Origin of the sequence: Shewanella holmiensis (assembly GCF_025370255.1) — a bacterium.
GTDB lineage: Bacteria > Pseudomonadota > Gammaproteobacteria > Enterobacterales > Shewanellaceae > Shewanella > Shewanella holmiensis.
Genome location: NZ_JAMTCD010000016.1, coordinates 60,512 through 81,710 on the forward strand (window position 1 = coordinate 60,512; position 21,199 = coordinate 81,710).

Annotated in this window: 15 protein-coding genes; 2 read left to right on the forward strand and 13 right to left on the reverse strand. The window is 43.9% G+C overall.

Annotated elements, in window-relative coordinates; all coding sequences use genetic code 11:
* Nucleotides 1–60 precede the first annotated feature (60 nt).
* A complete protein-coding gene (pmbA, locus tag NE535_RS12685) occupies nt 61–1,419 on the reverse strand; it encodes a metalloprotease PmbA (protein ID WP_261298997.1) in 1,359 nt (452 codons plus the stop codon).
* Nucleotides 1,420–1,566: 147 nt separating this feature from the next.
* On the opposite strand from pmbA, the gene yjgA reads away from it, so the two are divergent.
* Entirely contained in the window at nt 1,567–2,100 is a 534-nt protein-coding gene (gene yjgA, locus NE535_RS12690; protein ID WP_261298998.1) for a ribosome biogenesis factor YjgA, read from the forward strand.
* 82 nt (nt 2,101–2,182) lie between these two features.
* Nucleotides 2,183–4,666 carry an Ig-like domain-containing protein gene (locus NE535_RS12695; RefSeq protein WP_261299032.1) on the forward strand — a complete coding sequence of 828 codons (2,484 nt, stop codon included), beginning with the start codon at nt 2,183–2,185 and terminating at the stop codon, nt 4,664–4,666.
* Between the two features lie 190 nt (nt 4,667–4,856).
* Here NE535_RS12695 and NE535_RS12700 read toward each other — a convergent pair whose 3' ends face one another.
* The 12 genes from NE535_RS12700 to NE535_RS12755 all read right to left on the reverse strand — a co-directional run bounded on the left by NE535_RS12700 (nt 4,857) and on the right by NE535_RS12755 (nt 21,087).
* Nucleotides 4,857–6,005: an ABC transporter permease gene (locus NE535_RS12700; protein WP_261299033.1), complete on the reverse strand. Its 1,149-nt coding sequence runs from the start codon at nt 6,003–6,005 to the stop codon at nt 4,857–4,859.
* Nucleotides 6,005–7,162: an ABC transporter permease gene (locus NE535_RS12705; RefSeq protein ID WP_261298999.1), complete on the reverse strand. Its 1,158-nt coding sequence runs from the start codon at nt 7,160–7,162 to the stop codon at nt 6,005–6,007. The genes NE535_RS12700 and NE535_RS12705 overlap by 1 nt, the downstream gene beginning before the upstream one ends.
* Before the next feature lie 8 nt (nt 7,163–7,170).
* Nucleotides 7,171–8,151 (reverse strand): HlyD family secretion protein, encoded by a 981-nt coding sequence (locus NE535_RS12710; RefSeq protein ID WP_261299000.1) that lies wholly within the window; start codon nt 8,149–8,151, stop codon nt 7,171–7,173.
* Entirely contained in the window at nt 8,138–9,634 is a 1,497-nt protein-coding gene (locus NE535_RS12715) for a TolC family protein (RefSeq protein ID WP_425347461.1), read from the reverse strand. Before NE535_RS12715 ends, NE535_RS12710 begins: the two co-directional genes overlap by 14 nt.
* Nucleotides 9,635–9,810: 176 nt before the next feature.
* Complete coding sequence (gene tldD / locus NE535_RS12720; protein ID WP_261299001.1) at nt 9,811–11,259, reverse strand: metalloprotease TldD; 1,449 nt, start codon at nt 11,257–11,259, stop codon at nt 9,811–9,813.
* Nucleotides 11,260–11,297: 38 nt separating this feature from the next.
* On the reverse strand, nt 11,298–12,131 hold the full coding sequence (locus NE535_RS12725; RefSeq protein ID WP_261299002.1) for a carbon-nitrogen hydrolase family protein: 834 nt from the start codon (nt 12,129–12,131) through the stop codon (nt 11,298–11,300).
* Nucleotides 12,055–16,266 carry a YhdP family protein gene (locus NE535_RS12730; protein ID WP_261299003.1) on the reverse strand — a complete coding sequence of 1,404 codons (4,212 nt, stop codon included), beginning with the start codon at nt 16,264–16,266 and terminating at the stop codon, nt 12,055–12,057. The genes NE535_RS12725 and NE535_RS12730 overlap by 77 nt, the downstream gene beginning before the upstream one ends.
* The gene (gene rng, locus NE535_RS12735) at nt 16,266–17,756 is read right to left on the reverse strand and encodes a ribonuclease G (protein WP_188842533.1); all 1,491 of its coding nucleotides are present in this window, start codon (nt 17,754–17,756) and stop codon (nt 16,266–16,268) included. The genes NE535_RS12730 and rng overlap by 1 nt, the downstream gene beginning before the upstream one ends.
* An 86-nt stretch (nt 17,757–17,842) precedes the next feature.
* A complete protein-coding gene (locus NE535_RS12740; protein WP_261299004.1) occupies nt 17,843–18,427 on the reverse strand; it encodes a Maf family protein in 585 nt (194 codons plus the stop codon).
* 66 nt (nt 18,428–18,493) lie between these two features.
* Entirely contained in the window at nt 18,494–18,985 is a 492-nt protein-coding gene (gene mreD / locus NE535_RS12745) for a rod shape-determining protein MreD (RefSeq protein ID WP_261299005.1), read from the reverse strand.
* Nucleotides 18,982–19,959, reverse strand: coding sequence for a rod shape-determining protein MreC (gene mreC, locus NE535_RS12750; RefSeq protein ID WP_261299006.1), 978 nt, complete (start codon nt 19,957–19,959; stop codon nt 18,982–18,984). Before mreC ends, mreD begins: the two co-directional genes overlap by 4 nt.
* Before the next feature lie 78 nt (nt 19,960–20,037).
* Nucleotides 20,038–21,087 carry a rod shape-determining protein gene (locus NE535_RS12755; RefSeq protein WP_261299007.1) on the reverse strand — a complete coding sequence of 350 codons (1,050 nt, stop codon included), beginning with the start codon at nt 21,085–21,087 and terminating at the stop codon, nt 20,038–20,040.
* Nucleotides 21,088–21,199 lie beyond the last annotated feature (112 nt).

Here is a 21,199-nt window from a genome sequence, read left to right on the forward strand (position 1 = left end):
TACCCCTGTTTAATTAACATCAGTTTTACTAGCAATCGCAGCGGTCAGCTAATGCAGCGATTAATTACCAGCTATTTTCATTTCACTGAGTAAAATCCCGCCAGTACGAATCGATGAGCGTAAATCACGATCTTTACCCACACCTTGAATGCCCATAAACATGTCTTTTAAGTTACCCGCTATGGTGATTTCTTCCACCGGATATAGCACCTGACCATTTTCAACATAGAACCCCGCTGCCCCCCTAGAGTAATCGCCTGTCACTCCATTAACGCCTTGGCCCATCACTTCGGTCACAATTAAACCGGTTCCCATTGCGTTAATTAATTCATCAAAGGTTTGGTTGCTATGGCTTAGGGTCCAGTTATAAATGCCGCCAGCATGCCCCGTATTGGTTAAACCTAATTTACGTGCCGAATAGCTGGTGAGTAAGTAAGTAGCTAAGGTTCCATTATCAATGATTTTACGGCTTTGGGTTGCCACGCCTTCACTGTCGTAATTAGCTGAGGCTAAAGCCCCTAACAGATGAGGTTGTTCTTCAATACTGAACCAATCGGGAAAAATCTGCGTGTTAATCGAATCCAATAAAAAACTCGACTTACGGTATAAGCTGCTACCGCTAATGGCGCCAATTAGGTGGCCCATTAACCCTGTGGCGATTTCAGGCGCAAACAATACCGGCATTTTAGCCGTGGCAATTTTACGCGCATCTAAGCGGCTTAAGGTTTTATGTGCGGCTTGTTTGCCTACGGCTTCTGGGCTTAATAAATCTTGATATTTACGAGCAACGGTATAATCATAATCACGTTGCATATTGCCGTCAGACTCTTCACCTATCGCGACACAACTTAAGCTGTAGCGCGAACTGCAATAACCATTTAAAAAACCATGACTGTTACCATACACTTTAGCGCTGGTGTGGGCATTAGCTGTTGCACCATCAGAACTTTTAATACGGTTATCACTTTGTAAGCAAGCATCTTCTGAACGAATCGCAATTTCAGCTAATTCTTCGGCAGTTAATATTTGCGGGTGATACAGCTGTAAATCACGAATATCTTGTGCCATCAAAGCTTTATCGGCAAGTCCACTGAAAGGGTCTTCTGATGTATATTTTGCTATATCATCAGCGGCTTTCACGGCTTGGCGGATGGCTTCTGGACTGAGATCTGATGTCGATGAGTTGCCTTTACGGCCATCACGGTAAACCGTAATACCCAGTGCACCATCTTTATTAAACTCAACCGTTTCCACTTCTTTATTTCGCGTAGAAACCGAAAGTCCCTGCTGCTTACTGATTGCTACTTCGGCGGCGCTAGAACCTAGCTGCTTTGCATATTCAAGTGCAACGCTAACCGCGTTTTTTAATGCCGGTAATTCACTGTCGATAGTGGCTGAAGGTGCTTGATGAGAAGTCACAAATAATCTCTTAAATGGCCTAAATTAGCATTAGCATAGCAAATTCATTTCCCGATTGATAACAACACGTTTTCAGTATCTTTTTTACCAGATACATCAGCAAAATAAATGCTATCATTAGCAGATATTTATTTGAGGTTTAACATTATGAAAATTGTTGGTGATTCTGAGCACTTTCAGCAACCCTACGACAACGATGACGAATACGTCAGCCGTACTGGATTTAAAAAAGAAAGCGAAGAAGCGCAGGCTTTAGGCATGCGTCTTGTGGCGCTAAGTAAAAGCCAACTCGACAAGATGGAGCTTGACGAGTTTTTGTACGACGCGATTTTAAAAAGCAAAGTGATTAAGCAAAAAACCGAAGCTTACCGCCGTCATTTACAGTATATCGGTAAATTAATGCGTGGCTTTGATCACGAACCGATAGAAGCAGCACTAGATAAAGTGCTGAATAAAAACAATAATGAAGCGGCTCAGTTGCAAATATTTGAAAAAATGCGTGAACGCTTATTAGCTAATGGTGACACGGAGATCCAAGCCTTACTGGATGAGAATCCACAGCTTGATCGTCAAAAGTTACGTCAACTAATACGTCAGGCAAACAAAGAACTGGCTAAAGGCCCTGAGTCAAAATCAGCCAAAGAGTTGTTTAAATATTTACGCAGCGAGATCACTGGGTAATATACTCAGGCTATAACGTAAGCAGACAATTAGCCTTACGACTTAAATAACAACAAAAACTAGGATGTTACCCATGCAAATAATGACATTGAATCGTAGTATTTCATTGGTGTTTGCTTCAGCTTTACTGGTCAGCGGTTGCAATGGCGCCGCGGATGGAACCGAAACTGAAACACCTGATGCTAATTACGCTATCAGCTTAAGTTTTCAAGCGATAGTAGACGGACAATGTACCCAAGCCACTAGCCAACAATCATTTTATTTAAATGAACAGTTTTGCGCTGTGGCCACATTAAAGAATGGTAGCACCCTAGTCACAGGCCAAGTGGTCGATTTTGTATTACCGTTTGGTGATGCAGCACCAGCCTCAAAGCTAACTGACAGCAATGGTCAAGCCACATCTGTTATTAGTTCTACTGTCGCTAATGCAGGAGAGCTAAGCGTTCAATTTAATCCAGCTAGCAGTGATACCGTCAGCGCCAGTCGTAACTTTGAGTTTCTGGCACTTGACTCTGTCACCCCTATTGAATCGGTAACCATTACCGCTAGCATTAACAATGCTACTGGCACGGTCACCCGCTTTAAAGTGGATGAAGCTGTGCAACTGCAAGCCACCTTATTGGATAGCAGCAATCAAGGTATTGCCAACCAATTGGTGAGCTTTGCTGCTGGCAGCGCCAGTTTGTCTCCGGCAACGGCGTTAACCAACAGTGATGGCAAGGCCATTGTTGCCTATACTCCCACCTTAACCGAATTAGGTGCAAGCACCTTAGTGGTTAGTACAAATTATCAAGGTAAAGAAATCACCCAGTCTAGTTTTTACGAAGTCCTATCTGCCGATGATATTGTGCCAGTTGGATTGTTTAAGATGGGACGTTGGGTGTCTGAAACCGAATTTTATGAAAACGAATTAGCCACCACCTTACCTTTGGATAATGGCGCCTACAAACTCAGCGCAGGCGGTACATTTGGCGTGACGGCAACCATAGTGACAGATAACAATGATGGCACTTATACTCGCTTACAAACACCCACCAGCGTGACGTTCAGTTCCGATTGCTCAGCTAACAATAAAGCCAGTTTAGATTCGCCAGTGACAACATTGTCTGGCGCAGCGGGGGCGACATTCTCAGATACAAGTTGCAGTGGCAACAGTGAGCGTAGCGATCAAATTATCGCCACCGCAACAGTTGGCACTACGGCATTAACGGCTAACTTAGGGTTCTCATTAAGTCGTCAAACCTTGGCAAGCTTAAGCTTTATTTCAGCAGAGCCAAATCAAATTCGCATAAAAGGCGCTGGCGGCACGGGATCAAGTGAATCTTCTCTAGTGACTTTTATGGTGACCAGTGCCAACGGCCAGCCTACCGCGCAGCAAACCGTTAACTTCACCCTGGACACAGTGATTGGTGGCTTATCTTTTGCTAACGGTAACCCAACTGACAGCAGCATAACCAATGCACAAGGCTTAGTGAGTGTGCGAGTGTTATCTGGCACTGTTCCCACCCCTGTCAGGGTTGTTGCAACTGCTACCGATAAAGATACCACTGATGTTATTACTAGCCAGTCGGAGCAACTGACCGTCAACACAGGTTTACCACAACAATTAGGTTTTAGTATTTCAACTTCAACCTTCAATCCTGAAGCCGGTAACAGAAATGGCGAAACGATCACTATTTCAATTTATGCTTCAGACAGCTTTGGTAACCCTGCGCCAGATGACACAGTGGTTAACTTCACCGCTGAAGGCGGTCAAATACAACCTTCATGCGCAACGTTAAACGGCACCTGTAATGTCACCTGGACATCAGCAAACCCCCGCGTATCAGACAACCGAGTGACCATTTTAGCTTACGCCTTAGGCCATGAAACCTTCTTTGACACCGATGGCGACAACATGTTTGGCGATGCTGACGGTAATGCTATCGCCTTAGCCTGTTTAGACGGCAACAATACTCCTGTTGCCTGTAGCGGCAACGGTATGGATATCGATACCTACCATCCCAATGGGTTTGTCGATTTAGGCGATGCCTATAGAGATGATGATGAAACCGGCATGTATAGCACTGGTGAAAAGTTTTTTAGTGCGACGGCTGGCACTATCTACGGCGGCCCAGATACTAAGTTTAATGGCCCGCAATGTTTACGCGGTGATGGACGCTGTGGTACTGGTCAAGCCAATAAAACCTATATCCGTAAAGCGTTTGTGCTCACTATGTCAGGCTCTACTGCGGTGATGCAATTTAACCAGGACGGTACTGATTTAGTCGCTGATTTTAGTAATATCGCCCCGATTGCCACCAATGCACGCTCGAGGTTCGAAGTACGCTTAACCGATAATGCTAACCAAATATTACCTGCAAATACCACGGTAACGGTAACCGCGACTGAAGGTAATTTATTATTTGATAACTACACGGTTCCAAATCGCACCATTGCAGGTGGCACCAGCACTTCGTTCACATTAGAAAATACCGGCACTGCGGGTATTAGTACCGTAACGGTAACAGTGACGACGCCAAGTGGCGTAAAAACAAATACTAGCTTTGATGTGATACTGTTATAGATTAGCTCTATATGATGAAAAATTTATCACACAGTTGAGATGTTAAAGCCCACTTTTTGTGGGCTTTTTCATATAGAGACAAAACCACCAACAGGGCTAGTCATCAGAGTTAATTCACTCATTCAAAGAAATTAACAGATCTGTTGTGGGCAAGTATTATTCTGGTTCAGTACTTAGCAGTCACTTACGATTAATGACCATTTGCTAACGCTTGTTGCTGACGGTATTTAACCCCCACTAAAGCTAAGCACGAAAACAACACAAACATCCCCCAAAGCTGCAGCCATTGTGGTAAAACAGCCAGCCAACCGCTGCCCATTTGATTGAGATTTAACATACCGCTAATCGCTGGCACAGCAGGGATGATTTGTGATAACAACAGCAGTGGCTCAGGAATTAATGCCAATGGCCATACAAATCCTGCCACAAAAAGGATTGGCATAGAGATCAATAAAAAGAACTGTGTCGGCAAGTCTGGACGAACAAACAGACTACTCACTGCCGTTCCTAATGCGGCAGTAGCGAGAATAAAGGGCAGCATAAACAAACTCACTTCAGTCATGGTCGCTAACACACTAACATCATAAAAATAAAAACAATAACCTAGATAAAATATCGCTAAAACCGCATAAATACTGCTAAAGGTCAGCACTCGCGCTGACACCAATAACAGCGGTGACACCGACTGCCAATAACCTGTTGTTCGCCACTGACTGGCACCCAAAATACAAATGCCAATCAGCATAGTTTGATGTAATATGAGTAAAAATAGCCCAGGTACCACATAAGGCGTGTAACCTAAGCTGGGATTAAATGCAGGTACTGAGTTGATGGTGATTGAATCTAAAGACTTTTCAACTTGTGCAGCCGTTTGACCGCGGGCTAATAGCCCCACCATTTGAATCTGTTTACTGGCGTCCATGCCCGCACTGACTAGGCCTTCAACGACCGCTGAGTATATTAAAAAATAACTGGCATCACCGCCGTAACTTAACGTCGCACCTTTACCTAATAACAAGCTGCGTCGAAACCCTTCAGGAATAACCAGTAAACCGTGTGCTTCACCTGAGGTTATCCACTGTTTGGCTTCATCTACACTGGGTAGAACCGCCTGTACTCTTATTTTCGAACTGGCATCGGCATGACGAATTACCCGACGACTTAATGATGAATGATCATGATCAACAACCACAATGTTCTGCTCAGTCGGAACCTGGTTTAGGTATGGCAGCGGATATAACACCGAATAAAATAATACAGCACCAAATATGGTCAGCACCAAGTCTTTATCAGACAATATCGATTTTAAATCTCGCCACATCAGTTGCCATAAAGTCATCATTGACTCCCTTCTTTTTCAATGGGACGACGCTCAAGAGCAAAATGGCTGAGTATAAAAATAATCGGAATAAGCGGCAGAAAAATCCAATATGAGCCGAGCTGAGCCAACAGTTGTGGCAAGGTCTCACCATAGCTAACTATCCCCACATGTGAGTCGATGTAATGACTCGATGGCATAATTAAGCGCCACCACTGGGCGATTAATGGCATTTCATTTACCGGGAAAGTTATCCCCATAAAGGCGAATGCAGGGGCAAATAAGGCCGTACAAATACTAATACAACTGGCTTTTTCTCGTATTATTAAAAAAATCAAACAGGCAATTAGCCACAGGGTTAACAACATCACTAATTGGGCAATAATTAATAATCCTATTGAACCGGCTATCGGCAAGGCTAAGTAAAGATATAACCACACCAAAATAAAGCTGCCATGTATTAACATAATTGGGGTTAATAGCAGCACTTTTGCTATCACTGTTTTCCAAAAATCAGCGGCCAACTTAGGCTGACCCTCAGCAGGCTTGAGCTCAGCATTAAGTGAATTCATAAAGACAAATACAGAGAGTATTTGCCATAAGGCTATCAATACCGGTGGGACTAAAAATCCTACGTAGTTGTTATTGCGATTAAACAGCGCAGTGGTTTGACTGGTGACAGGGGATAAACTGACAGCAAGGCTTTCACTATGGGTGCCGCTAAGCAATAGCTTTTTAGCGCCCAGTGTTAATAAACCATTGCCTAAACTCAACTGAATTTGACTGGATAACAGCTTACCCACTAATAAAAATTGACTGTTATAACGGATGTCTATCAATGGTTTATTGGCGGTAACTAAGTCTTTATTCATGCCAACAGGAAACACCACTAAAGCGTAAACTTTTGCTTGGCGCATATCGGCTTCTGCAGTGGCGAGATTGGCGTAAGATTGCGGTGAAATAACCGCATTAGCTTGTAGGTTTCGCGTCAACATACGCGATACCTGACTGTTGTCCAGATCGACCACGGCAACCGGAAGCTGTCTTGGTAAACCAGCACTGAACAACCACCATAAACACAGCATGCTTATCAAAGGAATGTAGCTCACCATAGCAAGCTGCCATGGTGAGCGCCAAAGTTTATTTAGCTCAGAGAGACAACGCTGTTTGACAGTCATGGTAGCGCTTATTCTGCATCAGGGAGATACAATACCGACATACCTACACGTAAGTCGGCAATGGGCTGGTTAGGATGCAATAAAACCTCAAAGGTGCGCATATCAAAATCATGACCACTTTCGGTTGAACGCCAAGTAGCAAAATTACCCATCACACTGACGTATTCAACAGTAAACTCGACCGTTTTATCTAATGCAGGTAGGCGCAATGCAACAACAGTACCTTGTTTGAAATGCGCTAATTGATCTTCACGCACTTGCATCACAGCCCAAGCATCTGACATATCAATTAGGCTAACCACAGGAAAGCCACTTGGTGCTAATTCACCGGCTTGCAATAGCACTTCACTGACTTCAGCATTTTTAGGTGAGCGCATTTGGCTATCAGCTAAAATCGCGCTAACCTCTTTTACCGCACCTTCAGCCATTCTGGCATTGCCTTCGGCCGCGGCTTTGGTTTCAACTCGGGCGCCTTCTTGTGCCATTTGGTATATGGCAAAAGCAGCTTGATCTGTATATTTTGCCGCTTGCCATTGGGTATAAACCTCATCACGCTTTTGGCGAGGCACCACACCTTCATTAAACAGATTTTCAATACGTTGATAGGTTTTTTGCATCAATTCTGTGGCGGCTTTCGCTTTTAACCATTGTTCTTTAGATGCGGTAATTTGTTGCTGTCTGGCACCGTTATCGGCCTCCTGCTGCATCGCTTTCGCAGCGTCACGACCGCCTTCTGCTTGCATCAGTTTGGCGTTTAGCTCAGGGCTGTCAATCACAAATAAAATGTCATCAACGGCAACTTTATCTCCCTTACGAACCATCACCTGCTCAATGCGGCCTGGCACTTTAGATGAAATATTGTATTCACGGGCTTCAATTTGTCCCTGTAAAAATACCGGCTTAGGTGCAAACGCTAAATTAACACCATAAGCTAAAATCATAGCCAAAATTATCACCGCCAACACGGCTAAGATTTTATTTGCTCGCATGTGAATTCTCCTGCTGCGTTCGTCCAATAAACTCATCTAACTGACCACTGATTGCCATTAATTTGGCATAAGCTTGTAAATAACGGTACTTGGCACCCAATTGCTGTGTTTTAACGGCGTTCAGCTTTAGCTCGGCATCCACGCGATCTACTGAGGTCGATAACCCTTGATTAAAGGCTAACTCACGTAAGCGTAAATTCTCAGTCGCTAAGGCTAATGAAGTATTCAATGCCGCAACTTCTTCATGCGCTTGTAACAGTTGTCGATAACTTTGCTCAACCAACAAACCTAAATCTTGCTGGGTTTGTGCTTTGGTATGTCGAGCCTGAAGCAAGGCGCTTTTAGCTGCTTTGACTTTACCGCTGTGACCATCTCGACTCAGTAAAGGCACTTTAACCCCAACGCCCACCATCCAATTTGGCTCAATTTGAGAGAACAAACTATCATCTTCATATAAAGTGTAATTACCGTATAAAAACACGGTTGGGTAATAGCCACCCTTTTCTAAATCGACTAAACCATTAGCCTGTAACTCTTTAGCCTCTAACAGTTTTAAGGCGGGATGTTGTGTCATAGTCAACTGGCTTAATGGCCCTAATGCCGGCTGATGCTCTAACATGAATAAAGGGGATAAGGGCTCGACATGACTTGCTTGTAACATACGGCTCAACGCAATTGATGCCATTTCAAATTGGCGGCTAGCACTGCGTTGCGAGACCTTGGCGTTTTCTAATGCCACTTGTGCATTTAAACGCTCAACGGTAGCGATTTGACCTTCGCGCTCTAATTTTTCAGCATGGCTGGCATGAACAGTTAATGAATCCACCAGTTGTTGCTGAGTCTCAGTTAACACCCGAGTAACGGTTACCGCATAATACCTATCGACTAATAAGGTGAATAAATCACGCTGTACTAAAGCAAGCTCTTGCTGTTTTTCAGCCACTTGCGCAGCTTTAATACCTTGCGCTGCAGATATTCTACCGCCGGTATAAATAGGCCACATCGCCTGTAAACTCGCGCGGAACACATCTTGCTCGGTAAAGGGGGTCACAAACATTGAACCTGGAATAGCGGCAAGAGCTTGACCCAATTGAGGCGGTAAGGCACTAGGATCAATGGATGCTAATGGGTTTAAATCGCGTAAATCAAGTTCAATGGGTTTTTCAAGGTGAGTATAGCTGCCCGCAATATCAAGTGCGGGGTAGCTTAGCGAGTTACTGGCCTCTTGCTCAGCCTGAGCACGGTTGACTTGCTGAGTTTCAGCTTTAAATTTATCACTGACTTGCTGCAGTTGTTGCCAAGCCTGAGCAAAGGTTAGCGCCGAAGCTGGTTGACTATATTGCGCGGTTGGAGAGTCAGCATACGCCAATGGGGCAATACACACAGTCAAAAAGGATATTGATGCCATTAAACAGCGTATCAATGTCTGTTTAGCTTGCTGCAACGTTTGATTTAAAGGTTGTCGATTAAACGATATTTCCATGTTACCACCGTAAATAGAGTTTTAACTCTAATAATCCTTCAAGTATAAATGACTTACGTTTAATTACCCAGAGAATATACCAAACTCAAATCAATAGCAGCTTAGTTGAAGACGCACATTTATAGCTTAAAGAGGTTCAGCTTAGGCTATATATACCTAAGCTGAACCTCGATAATTTATGCCGTGCCACCAACAGTGAGTTTATCAATTTTCAATGTTGGCTGCCCCACACCTACCGGAACACTTTGGCCATCTTTACCACACACACCCACACCTTTATCTAAAGCAAGATCATTGCCTACCATAGATATTTGACTCATGGCCTCTGGGCCGTTACCAATAAGCGTAGCACCTTTAATAGCTTGAGTGACTTCACCATTTTCAATTAAATACGCTTCAGATGCCGAGAACACAAATTTACCCGACGTAATATCCACTTGTCCGCCACCAAAGTTAGGTGCATAAATGCCTTTTTTCACCGACTTGATAATTTCGGCAGGATCTGACTTACCTGCTTCCATGTATGTATTTGTCATACGTGGCATAGGTAAATGGGCATATGATTCACGGCGACCGTTACCGGTAGATGCCTGCCCCATTAAACGCGCATTAAGCTTATCTTGCATGTAACCTTTTAAAATACCGTTTTCTATTAAGGTGGTCTTTTGTGTTGGCACGCCTTCATCATCAATGCTCAGTGAACCACGACGATTCTGCATGGTGCCATCATCAACAACCGTCACCAGACTCGATGCCACAGGTTGCCCCACTTTACCGCTAAATGCACTGCTGCCTTTGCGATTAAAGTCACCTTCTAAGCCATGTCCGACAGCTTCATGTAACAATACACCTGGCCAACCGCTACCTAATACCACAGTCATTTCACCCGCGGGTGCATCTACTGCGTGAATATTAACTTGCGCTTGGCGAACGGCTTCTCTGGCAAACTCAAAACTGTGCGGTAACCCAGCATCATCTGTGGTTAAAAATACACTGTAGTCATGACGTCCACCGCCACCGGCACTGCCACGTTCACGTTTGCCATTTTCTTCTAAAATCACACTGCAATTAAAACGGACTAAAGGCCGAACATCTGCCGCTAACGTCCCATCGCTAGCAGCAACCAGAATTTCTTCATGTACGCCTGATAAGCTGACAACCACTTGAATCACTCGACTATCTAAGCTGCGAATATAAGCGTCTGCTTGTTTTAATAGCTCAATTTTTTTCACTTCATCCATTGCCGCAATCGGATCGGCGCTGTCATATAAAGCAATGTTTTGCGTACGACTAAACGCTTTTACTTTATGTTGCTTACCTGCTAAAGCGATACCTCTGGCCGCCCTAGCCGCAGCGTCTAACGCCGCAGGCGTGATTTCATCTGCATAGGCAAAACCAGTCTTTTCGCCAGTAATCGCACGAACGCCCACACCACGTTCAATGTGGAAGCTACCCTCTTTGATAATGCCATCTTCTAGCACCCAGGACTCATGGCGACTGCCTTGAAAATACAGATCAGAGAAGTCAATTTGATGTTGGTGAATAATGGCTAAATAATCTTGCAGGCCATCTAATGTCAAACCACCTTGAAATAAGCTTTGCTCAACTTGTGATAAAAAAGGCATTAATATTCTCTTTATTCAATCTAATCAGCCCACAGTTGCTAGTTTGCAAGCATGGGGTCAATAAAACGATTATGCCCTAACACAGGCATTTGTTGGCGAATTTTTGCAACTTGTTGTAAATCTATTTCTGCTTGAACCCAACCTAATCCTTCTGGACGCTCAGCAATCACCTTGCCCCATGGGTCGACAATCATACTATGTCCCCAAGTTTCACGACTGCCCTCATTATGTTGCCCCCATTGTCCGGCACCTAACAAATAACATTGAGTTTCAATCGCTCTGGCCTGTAATAAAACCTGCCAATGTGCTTCGCCAGTCACCTTGGTAAAGGCTGATGGTAATGCAATGATCTCGGCTCCTGCAAGGCGAAGCGCGCGAAACAAATCCGGAAAACGAATATCATAACAAATGGCTAAACCCACTTTACCAAAAGGTGTATCTACTACGGTAATACGCGAGCCTGGGTGGAAAGTATCACTTTCGCGATAGTTTTTTGTACCATCTGCAACATCCACATCAAACAGATGTAATTTATCGTAAGAGCCAATTGTTTTTCCGGTATCGCTAAACACGTAACTGCGACTATATACCCTATGGTCATCCGCGCGCATAGGAATAGTACCAGCCACCATATACACTTGGTAACGTTTGGCTAACGTCGCTAAAGCTTGTTTTAGCTCACCTTCATCGTTAGTGCCGGCATATTGCAACTGTTGCGATTCATGACCACCAAATAGCAAACTGCACTCGGGTAGCACCACCATTTGTGCCTGATGAGTGTGTCTGGGTAACTGTCTAAGCTGCGTGTCGATATACGCTAAATTCGCCTGAACGTCTCGGCTGCTTTGACACTGTAACAAACTGATTTGCATGACTGTCCTTTTTCACTTGTCGCAGGTTACTCACCTTGATATTGTCAGTTTTCTGCGGGGTGGCTGATGGCTTTTGAGGGTCAACCTTGGTTGGCTCTGGCACATCATTTGGCTTGCTATCTTGAGCATCAGTTGCGGGTATGATGCCTTTTTGACGAAGAATTGCCTCAGGGATCTCGATCTCCTTACTTTTACGCTCTAATTCTTGAATTTGAGGATTGTCCAGAGTGCCCGTAATTCTAAAACGAATTTCAGAGATAACTTCAATAACTGGCTCTAAGACTTTGGTCAGCGCAAACGCTCCAATCCCCAAGGTCCATGCACTGGTACTTAAAAACACCACAGTAGGCACACTCGAAGCAAGTTGAGGCAAAAAACGCACATCATAATTCAAACTTTGGGTGGTTAAGTCGGTATAGCCTCGCACTTTCATATCGCCTGCCACTGTGTCCATTTCGGTGTCGGTGGTTTTGACCACACCGTCTGCGATATCTAAATGGCCTTGAAAGCTATCAAAGTATAGACCTGAACCAAATACATCAGAAAAATCAAAGGACAATTTACGTAAAATAGAATCTAAGCTGAATAAAGAAAATATGCGCGCACCTTTATCGCTAATTTCAGATAAATGTCCTTTTCCAAAATCAAACTTTATTTTGCCATCAAGGGTTTTTAGCGAAAAACTATAGGGTGCGCCTTGCCATGATAAATCCCCTGCCAACGAGAGCGGAGCATCTTTTAAACCAGGGTTAATCCCTAACAGACTCGATATTTCATCAAATTTATCCACTTTCAAACTCACATCAAACTGAGTCATGCTGTCATCTTCAGTCTTTTGCCATACCCCTTTAGCTTGTGCGGTGATGTTTGAAGTTGGATTCGTTAAAGAAATGGTTTGAAAACGATATCCTTCAGCATACGGAGTTGCTTGCATTTCTAAATGACCAAACTGCATATCAAACACTTTAAAATCATCTACATCTATCGCTAAAGGCGGCATGTTGTCTAACAAGGTGTCTGGGCTAAACTCAGCATCGGTTTGCGATTTTATTTTTGGGGTTAAGTGCAGTTTATCTGCCACAATTTTTAGCCCCTGTTCACGCCAGCTTTTATAAAAGTCGACTCGTCCAACAAATTGATCTGAGTTAACATCAAAACGCCAAACGTCATCTTTAGGCGCCGCCGCAAGTTTAAATTGGCTAAAACTTTGCGCTAACAAGTTGAATTTGTTAATGTTGGCATTAATCTGTACTAAAGATGGGAATACTGATGCTGGCGGATTATCCTCTGCTACCTGAGCATCGGGTTTAGTTTCTGTAAAACGGGTAATAATAGGTAACCACTCAGCAAACATGGCTTGGTTCATATCAATAGTGATACGGCCGTCTTGTTTTACTAAGGTATCGCCTAATTTAAACTTACGCCCTAGCATTAATTCATAAAACTGTAGATGATGAACATTCTCATGGTTGCCAAATTCGCCCCAAAATTCAGCTTGTTCCGCAAGCTTTATGCTTAATGAAGATTGCTTATTATCACCAATCACCTCGACTGAAAGCGGTTTAATTTCATCTGCCGATTTAGTGTATGGTACAGGAAGAGCAAAACTGACGCCGCGTAAATCAGTGTCGGCTTGGGCACGGAAACTATAGCCTTGCTCACCAAACATCATCATTAAATGGCCACTCCAGTCAAAGTTACCTTGGTAATAGTCACTTAATGGTGTGGTAAATGATGGCGGTAATTCTCCAATATCAAAGTGACCATCAAAATCAACATCTAACACCTGCTGTTTCTTGCGTTCTTTGGTTGCAAAACTAAATGTAAAATCTTGGTCAAATAATTTGGCCTGTAATTTTTGCCCTGAAACAAGGTTATTATTAAAGCTAATAGCCCCTTTCACGCGGTTGAGTTGAATCCCCGGCTTGGCGATATAAACGGGATTGTTATCAAAGTTGACCGTCCCTTTAATGACAGGTTTATCGCCGTCATAAAGTGGAATGGCTAAATCTAATTGTGTGCTAATGGCTTTACTGACTTGTACAACCGCTAGGGTCTCACCAACACTTTGGCGCAATGGCGATGCATTGATCACTTGCGCTGCGGCCTTAGCATCAGTGTTTAAATCGGCCGTCACCCTTAATAAAGAATTTGCACCCAACTCAGGGATCCATACCCTTGCACCATCGACCTTCACTCGACCTAAATTGCCGCTGTTGATCGTTAAGTTCATCAGTTTGTTTTCAAACAACGCGTGCAAGTCAAGTTGCTTCACTGCAGGCCAATCAGGTTGGAACTTAAATACCCCCTGTTCAATAGTAAATTCAGCCTGAAACACACCATCAAAGTCAGTGTAGGGATAACGATTAAATGCCCCTCGCCAAAGTACATTAGCATGATGAATACTTCCAGCCTGTAGACCAGCAGTTAAGTAATCAACTAAGCCTGGAGACATGGCCATGAGCGGGAAGTAATTACTGGCTTTAGCCACATCATAAATATCCACATTTGCCGCAAGCGCCATATCGGCTTGCTCTAAAAAGTGCATATTTAAGTCAGCTTTCAAGTTAATTTCTTCGTTGAAAAAATGAATATTGGGTACTAACAGTTGCATGTCATTAACATTAAAACTGGCTGTTAAAGCTTTACCTGTTAGCTGTAATGGCTGATTAAAGCCACCGGCAAAGTCAATTTGATATTGTTGCTCAGGCAACACAACCTGCAAGCTGCTATCTGCCCAAGCCAACTGGATGTCGATAGGGCTCAATCCCGGCACTTGTGCAATAGGTTGCCATTCAAGTTGAGTTAACTTCGCGGTTGCTTCCCAAGGTTGATTTTGTGCTTTGTACACTTTGATAGGGCCAATATCACCTTGTAAATCAACATTGCGCCATAAGGCCACATGCTCACGCCCCAAATTGGGTATAAGCGGCAATAAAGGAGCCAACATTTGCACATTAATTTGGCTTAGCTGACCAAAAAATTGCGCATTTTGATAGGCTAATGATAATGACAATTCCGGCCATGATTGCTGGTTTGATTCAATAACAAAGTCATGACTGTTAATTTGCCAACCTGCTTGGCTTGTTTGCCAAGTTAATACACCCGATTGAATATTAAAGCGCTGCATGTCAGAAACAGGGGCTGAGACTATCTTTGTTGCATTATCCGCTGACGTATTAGACACAGCTGATGATGCGCTAGCCCCAGTATGCGGTAGGTTTTTTTTATCACGCCACTGCAGCCAACTGGGCTTAAAGGTGAGCAAGCCATCTTGAATGCTTCGGTTTTCAAATTTAAGCCAAGCCTCTAGATTGACCACACCTTCAAATTCGATTTTATCTTGGTTAATTAATGGATTTTTTCGTCTTGAGGCCCACTCACCTAAATCCAAATCATCTGCAACGACATAAATATCACCGCTAATAGTCTCCGGTTTATAGCCATCTCCAGTTAAGGCGATTTGTAGTGATAGGGACTCTTTCGCCGATACTTTTTGATCGATAAACACTGAACCTTGGCCTTGGTGTTTACCCTCTTGATTCAGCCAAACCAAGTTTTCTAAATAAATAGGATGAAAGTCATGCTGCGAACTAAATAATTGAACTGAAACATCATTGATAGAAAAATGATCCAGTTGCTCCAATAGTAAGGCATATAACCAGTCGAGATTTTTGTTCGAAGCCAAGGGGACGTTGGGATCTGCTATGGTTTCTTCAGCAGCCTCTTCAACGACATTTTTCTTCGGCAATTGATCCAAATTTATCGCTAAATGAACCTTATCAAAACTGACGGTTTCAATTTGCGGTGATAGCGTTAAAAAAGACTCCCAGAAGTCGAGCTTGATATGCACCTGCTCACTAATCAGCGTGACTGGCAGGTGGGGTTGAGGCGGTAATATTAAATCTTTAATCGTTAAAGAGGGCCCATAAGCCTGCCATTTTGCGGATATTTCCCCAATTTCTAAGGCCACCCCATAACGGCTTTCAACATACGTTAATATTTCATGCCTGACTTCAGGCACATGGGGCAGTAGACCTCTAACTAGACTGACACCAAGCGCAAAAAGCACCAACAAAATTGCAAGTGCTTGTAACAAGGTTCGCCCTATGGTCGTCAGGTACTTTGAAGTCACTACATCATCACTACATCATATTTGTTTTGTGCATACATGGTTTCATTTTGTAATCGAATACGCTTACCAATATACACTTCTAACTCGGCAAGTAAGTGGCTTTCATCACCACTTAAACTCATGTACACCGCTGGCGAGCAATACAACAAAAACTCATCCGCTTTATAGGCACGATTTAGACGGATTATCTCCCGAAAAATTTCATATGACACGGTTTCAATGGTCTTCATCGAACCTGTACCTAGGCAGGCTGGGCACTCGCCACACACTACATGCTCTAAACTTTCACGGGTGCGCTTTCGGGTCATTTCAACTAAGCCAAGCCCCGAGAAACCGCTGACACTGGTTTTAACTCTGTCTAACGCTAATGCTGCGTTGAGACTTTCTAGCACTCTTGCCTTATGATCGCTTTCGAGCATATCAATAAAGTCGATAATAATAATGCCGCCAAGATTACGTAATCTGAGCTGCCTTGCGATGGCTTGAGTGGCTTCAAGGTTAGTGTTAAAAATTGTTTCTTCAAGATTGCGATGCCCAACGAATGCGCCGGTATTAATATCTACCGTAGTCATGGCTTCGGTTTGATCTATGATCAAATAACCACCCGATTTTAATTCGACTTTACGCCCAAGAGCCCGTTGAATTTCATTCTCAACATCATAAAGTTCGAAAATAGGTGCAGGACCGCCATAGTGTTCAATTTTATCGGCAATCTCTGGCATGAATTCTTGCGCAAACTGCTGTAGTTCGGCAAAGGTTCGGCGGGAGTCCACTTGAATATGATCGAGTTCAGTACCCACAAAATCACGAATAATTCTTACGGGTAACGCCAGATCTTGGTAAAGCAAACAAGCACCTTTACGCTTACGCCGCTCACTGACTTTTGCCCATACTCGGCGTAAAAATGCGGCATCTTGAGCTAATTCATCTTCACCGACGTTTTCAGCTGCGGTACGGATGATAAAACCGCCATCTTCATCAACATAAGGCAGGGTGATCTTTTTCAGCCGCGCGCGCTCTTCTTCTAACTCAATCCGTTGTGATACGCCTACGTGGCTTGAACCAGGCATAAAGACTAAATAGCGCGATGGCAGGGTGATGTCGGTGGTTAATCGAGCCCCTTTAGTGCCCAAGGGGTCTTTAACCACTTGTACCATAATATCCTGACCTTGACGCACAAGCTCAGCGATATCACGTACGACAAAGTTACCTTTTTCGACGTCGGCTACACACTCAGTGTGCGGCACAATATCTGACGCATGTAAAAAAGCCGCCTTATCTAAACCAATATCGACAAAAGCGGCCTGCATGCCCGGTAACACTCGGCTAATTTTACCTTTATAGATATTGCCTACTAAGCCTCGTTTCATTCGACGCTCAATATGCACTTCTTGCAAAACGCCATGCTCTACTAAGGCAACACGAGCCTCTGTAGGGGTAACATTGATCAGTAACTCCGAGCCTTTTTTACGCTGAGCTTTGATATTCATAAGCCACCAGTATTCAGGTCACATAGATACTCAATTCATTATATTGATAGAGATAACTATGAAAATTTAAAGTAATAAATTCGTTTTTATGCCTTAGCCATTAATTGCATTAACTGTCTTGTCTCAACTAACGGCAAACCGACAACCGCGGAATAACTGCCATTAATCGACTCAACAAAACAGCCACCTAAGGCCTGAATGCCGTAAGCTCCAGCTTTGTCCATAGGCTCTTGTGTGGCAATGTAGGCTTCAATGTCGGCATCGCTAATATCACAGAAGGTGACATCGGTAACACATAATCGAGTAAAAGAGCGGATCCCATCAGTTACCGCCACCCCAGTCATCACTTGATGAGTATGCCCAGAAAGCTGTTGTAAAATCTGTTTTGCATCGGCAGCGTCATTTGGTTTGCCTAAAATCTTACCGTTTAACACCACAGAGGTGTCTGAACCTAACACTTTAGCGTGTGTGAATGGTGCCGCCAAAACCAGACCTGCCTGAGCTTTTTCTAACGCCAGGCGTACTACGTAATCCGCAGCGGATTCATCTTCAAAGGGGGTTTCATCAATATCAGGGGAAACTTGCTCAAAGGAAAAATGGGCAATTGAAAATCCAGCTTGGGCAAAAAGCTGCTTACGTCGAGGAGAAGTTGAAGCCAAAACCCAAGTCATTTAAATTGTACTCTCTTTAACAAAACGCTGAATTTGTTAGATATCTCAATCACAATCTTAGTTTTACTAACGCACTTTATAACGACGACGTATGTTGCGTAAAAACCAGAATATCCACCACCAAATGATGAGGCTTGAGAAAGCTGGTAAAAACATATCAGTATTAAAAGGCGTGCCGCCAACAATGGCAAACTCAGTCCAATAAATGACTAAATGATAAATGCACACAAATACCGAGACCAAAATGGTTTGCTGCCATCGTGGAAAATTACGTAATCGTTGAAAATGCAGCACCACAATGTAAATTGTTAAAGCAAATGCCAGCCCTCTTACCCCTAGTGTTGCTCCTAAGAGCACGTCTAGCATGACACCTAACAGCCAAGCTGTAAGAATACTGTATCGATGCGGTAAAGCCACCGCCCAATAAATCATCACCATCAGCAACCAATCGGGTCGCCATGCTGCAACAATATGCGGTAATGGCATAATTTGGAACATCATACCAATGAATAGGGTAATCCAAACAACAAAACGGCCATTGGCTATGTGAGCACTCATTGACTCACCTCTTGAGTGGGTGGATTTTCAACGCTTGATACATCAGAAGGTGTATCGATTACAGGGGTATCTGTTGTTGTCAGCTCTGCTGGCAAGGTATTGTTTTCTGCTGCTTGGTTAACACCGGCGTCAGGCAAGATTGGAATGATAGGGTTATCGTCCACTTCATCTGGCCAAATCAATAATACATAACGGATACGGTCTAATGCGGCTAAGGGCTGGGCATTGATCACCGCATAGCTTTGGCCATCATCACGCGAAACTGACATGACTCGCGCAACCGGGTAACCTTCAGGGAAACGATCTCCTAAACCAGAGGTCACTAATAAATCACCGGCAATAATGTCGGTACTTTTGGCCACATGCCGCAGCTCAATGTCGTCAATATCGCCCGTTCCATTCGCAATGGCTCTTACATCATTACGTGTCACCCGCACAGGTATACCGTGGGTCGTGTCTGACACCAATAATACCCGGCTGGTTAATTCACTGACCTCAACCACTTGACCCACTACGCCTTTGGCATCCACCACTGGCTGCCCCACATACACGCCTGTACGTTCGCCATGATTAAGCACCACAAGCTGACGAAAAGGGTCACTTGCAACCTCCATCACTTCGGCAACCACTTTACGCGAGTCCATGTGAACTGGTGACCCTAGTAGCGCTCTCAATCTTTCATTTTCTTGACGAAGATGCTCAAAGCGTTGCAAACGCTCAGACATCAATAGCTGTTGATCCATCAAAACTTTATTCTGTGCCGCTAGCATATTGCGGGTAGCAAATGCTTCAGCAGTCCAGTCAAGCATCACACCTGGAACATTGGCTAAATATTGCAATGGGCTTAATACAGAAGACAGGGATTGGCGAACGGGCTCGAGGCGATCGTTAGCAATAAACAACACCACCGACAATATAATTGCCAGTGTTAAGCGGAATTGATGAGAGATACCACGTACAAAAATTGGTTTCATATAAAATTACGCGGTGAGCTTGGAAGTCGTACTTGCCCATGGCAACCCACTAACAAACATCACCGCCTAATGGGTTGATTAGTTCTCCTCAGAGAACAAATCACCACCATGCATATCGATCATTTCTAATGCTTTACCACCGCCACGTGCAACACACGTTAATGGGTCATCAGCAACCATCACCGGAATGCCGGTTTCTTGCATTAATAAACGGTCTAGATCGCGCAATAATGCACCACCACCAGTTAACACCATGCCGCGCTCAGAAATATCTGACGCTAATTCAGGTGGAGACTGCTCTAAGGCCACCATCACCGCACTGACAATACCAGATAATGGCTCTTGCAGCGCTTCTAAAATTTCATTGCTGTTAAGTGTAAAGCTTCTAGGTACACCTTCAGCAAGGTTACGACCACGTACTTCAATCTCTAGCACTTCATCGCCAGGATAAGCGGTACCAATGGTGTGCTTAATGCGCTCTGCTGTGGCTTCACCAATTAAACTGCCGTAATTACGACGCACATAGTTGATAATGGCATCATCAAACTTGTCACCACCGATACGCACAGATGATGAATACACCACACCGTTTAACGAGATAATCGCCACTTCGGTCGTACCGCCACCGATATCAACAACCATAGAACCAGTGGCTTCTGACACGGGTAAACCCGCACCAATTGCAGCCGCCATTGGCTCTTCGATTAAGTATACTTCACGCGCGCCTGCACCCATTGCTGATTCACGAATCGCACGACGCTCAACTTGCGTTGCTCCAACAGGAACACACACTAATACACGAGGGCTTGGACGGAAAAAGCTATTGTTATGCACTTGCTTAATAAAGTGCTGTAACATTTTTTCTGTTACGTAAAAGTCTGCAATTACGCCGTCTTTCATAGGACGAATTGCTTGAATATTACCCGGTGTTCTACCAAGCATTTGCTTAGCTTCGGTACCCACTGCGGCCACTGATTTTGGGCCGTTACCATTTCGCTCACCACGAATAGCAACAACAGAGGGTTCGTTTAGCACGATACCTTCATCGCGAACATAAATAAGAGTGTTTGCCGTACCTAAATCGATCGATAGGTCGTTAGAAAAAATGCCGCGCAGCTTTTTGAACATGTATCAGGCCTGTATTCTGTGAAGTCAGAAGAAAGAAAAATCAGCTAACTTTATCAACCACACCCGCAATCTACAAGACCGGGAGGGTTAACAATTGCTAATCTGGCTATAT

What these genes read in the sequence shown, in the direction of transcription:
- yjgA (WP_261298998.1), top strand. Translation starts at nt 1,567, where the DNA reads ATGAAAATTGTTGGTGATTCTGAGCACTTTCAGCAACCCTACGACAAC.
- NE535_RS12695 (WP_261299032.1), top strand. Translation starts at nt 2,183, where the DNA reads ATGACATTGAATCGTAGTATTTCATTGGTGTTTGCTTCAGCTTTACTG.
- NE535_RS12700 (WP_261299033.1), bottom strand. Translation starts at nt 6,005, where the DNA reads ATGACTTTATGGCAACTGATGTGGCGAGATTTAAAATCGATATTGTCT.
- NE535_RS12705 (WP_261298999.1), bottom strand. Translation starts at nt 7,162, where the DNA reads ATGACTGTCAAACAGCGTTGTCTCTCTGAGCTAAATAAACTTTGGCGC.
- NE535_RS12710 (WP_261299000.1), bottom strand. Translation starts at nt 8,151, where the DNA reads ATGCGAGCAAATAAAATCTTAGCCGTGTTGGCGGTGATAATTTTGGCT.
- NE535_RS12715 (WP_425347461.1), bottom strand. Translation starts at nt 9,634, where the DNA reads ATGGAAATATCGTTTAATCGACAACCTTTAAATCAAACGTTGCAGCAA.
- tldD (WP_261299001.1), bottom strand. Translation starts at nt 11,259, where the DNA reads ATGCCTTTTTTATCACAAGTTGAGCAAAGCTTATTTCAAGGTGGTTTG.
- NE535_RS12725 (WP_261299002.1), bottom strand. Translation starts at nt 12,131, where the DNA reads ATGCAAATCAGTTTGTTACAGTGTCAAAGCAGCCGAGACGTTCAGGCG.
- rng (WP_188842533.1), bottom strand. Translation starts at nt 17,756, where the DNA reads ATGAATATCAAAGCTCAGCGTAAAAAAGGCTCGGAGTTACTGATCAAT.
- NE535_RS12740 (WP_261299004.1), bottom strand. Translation starts at nt 18,427, where the DNA reads ATGACTTGGGTTTTGGCTTCAACTTCTCCTCGACGTAAGCAGCTTTTT.
- mreD (WP_261299005.1), bottom strand. Translation starts at nt 18,985, where the DNA reads ATGAGTGCTCACATAGCCAATGGCCGTTTTGTTGTTTGGATTACCCTA.
- mreC (WP_261299006.1), bottom strand. Translation starts at nt 19,959, where the DNA reads ATGAAACCAATTTTTGTACGTGGTATCTCTCATCAATTCCGCTTAACA.
- NE535_RS12755 (WP_261299007.1), bottom strand. Translation starts at nt 21,087, where the DNA reads ATGTTCAAAAAGCTGCGCGGCATTTTTTCTAACGACCTATCGATCGAT.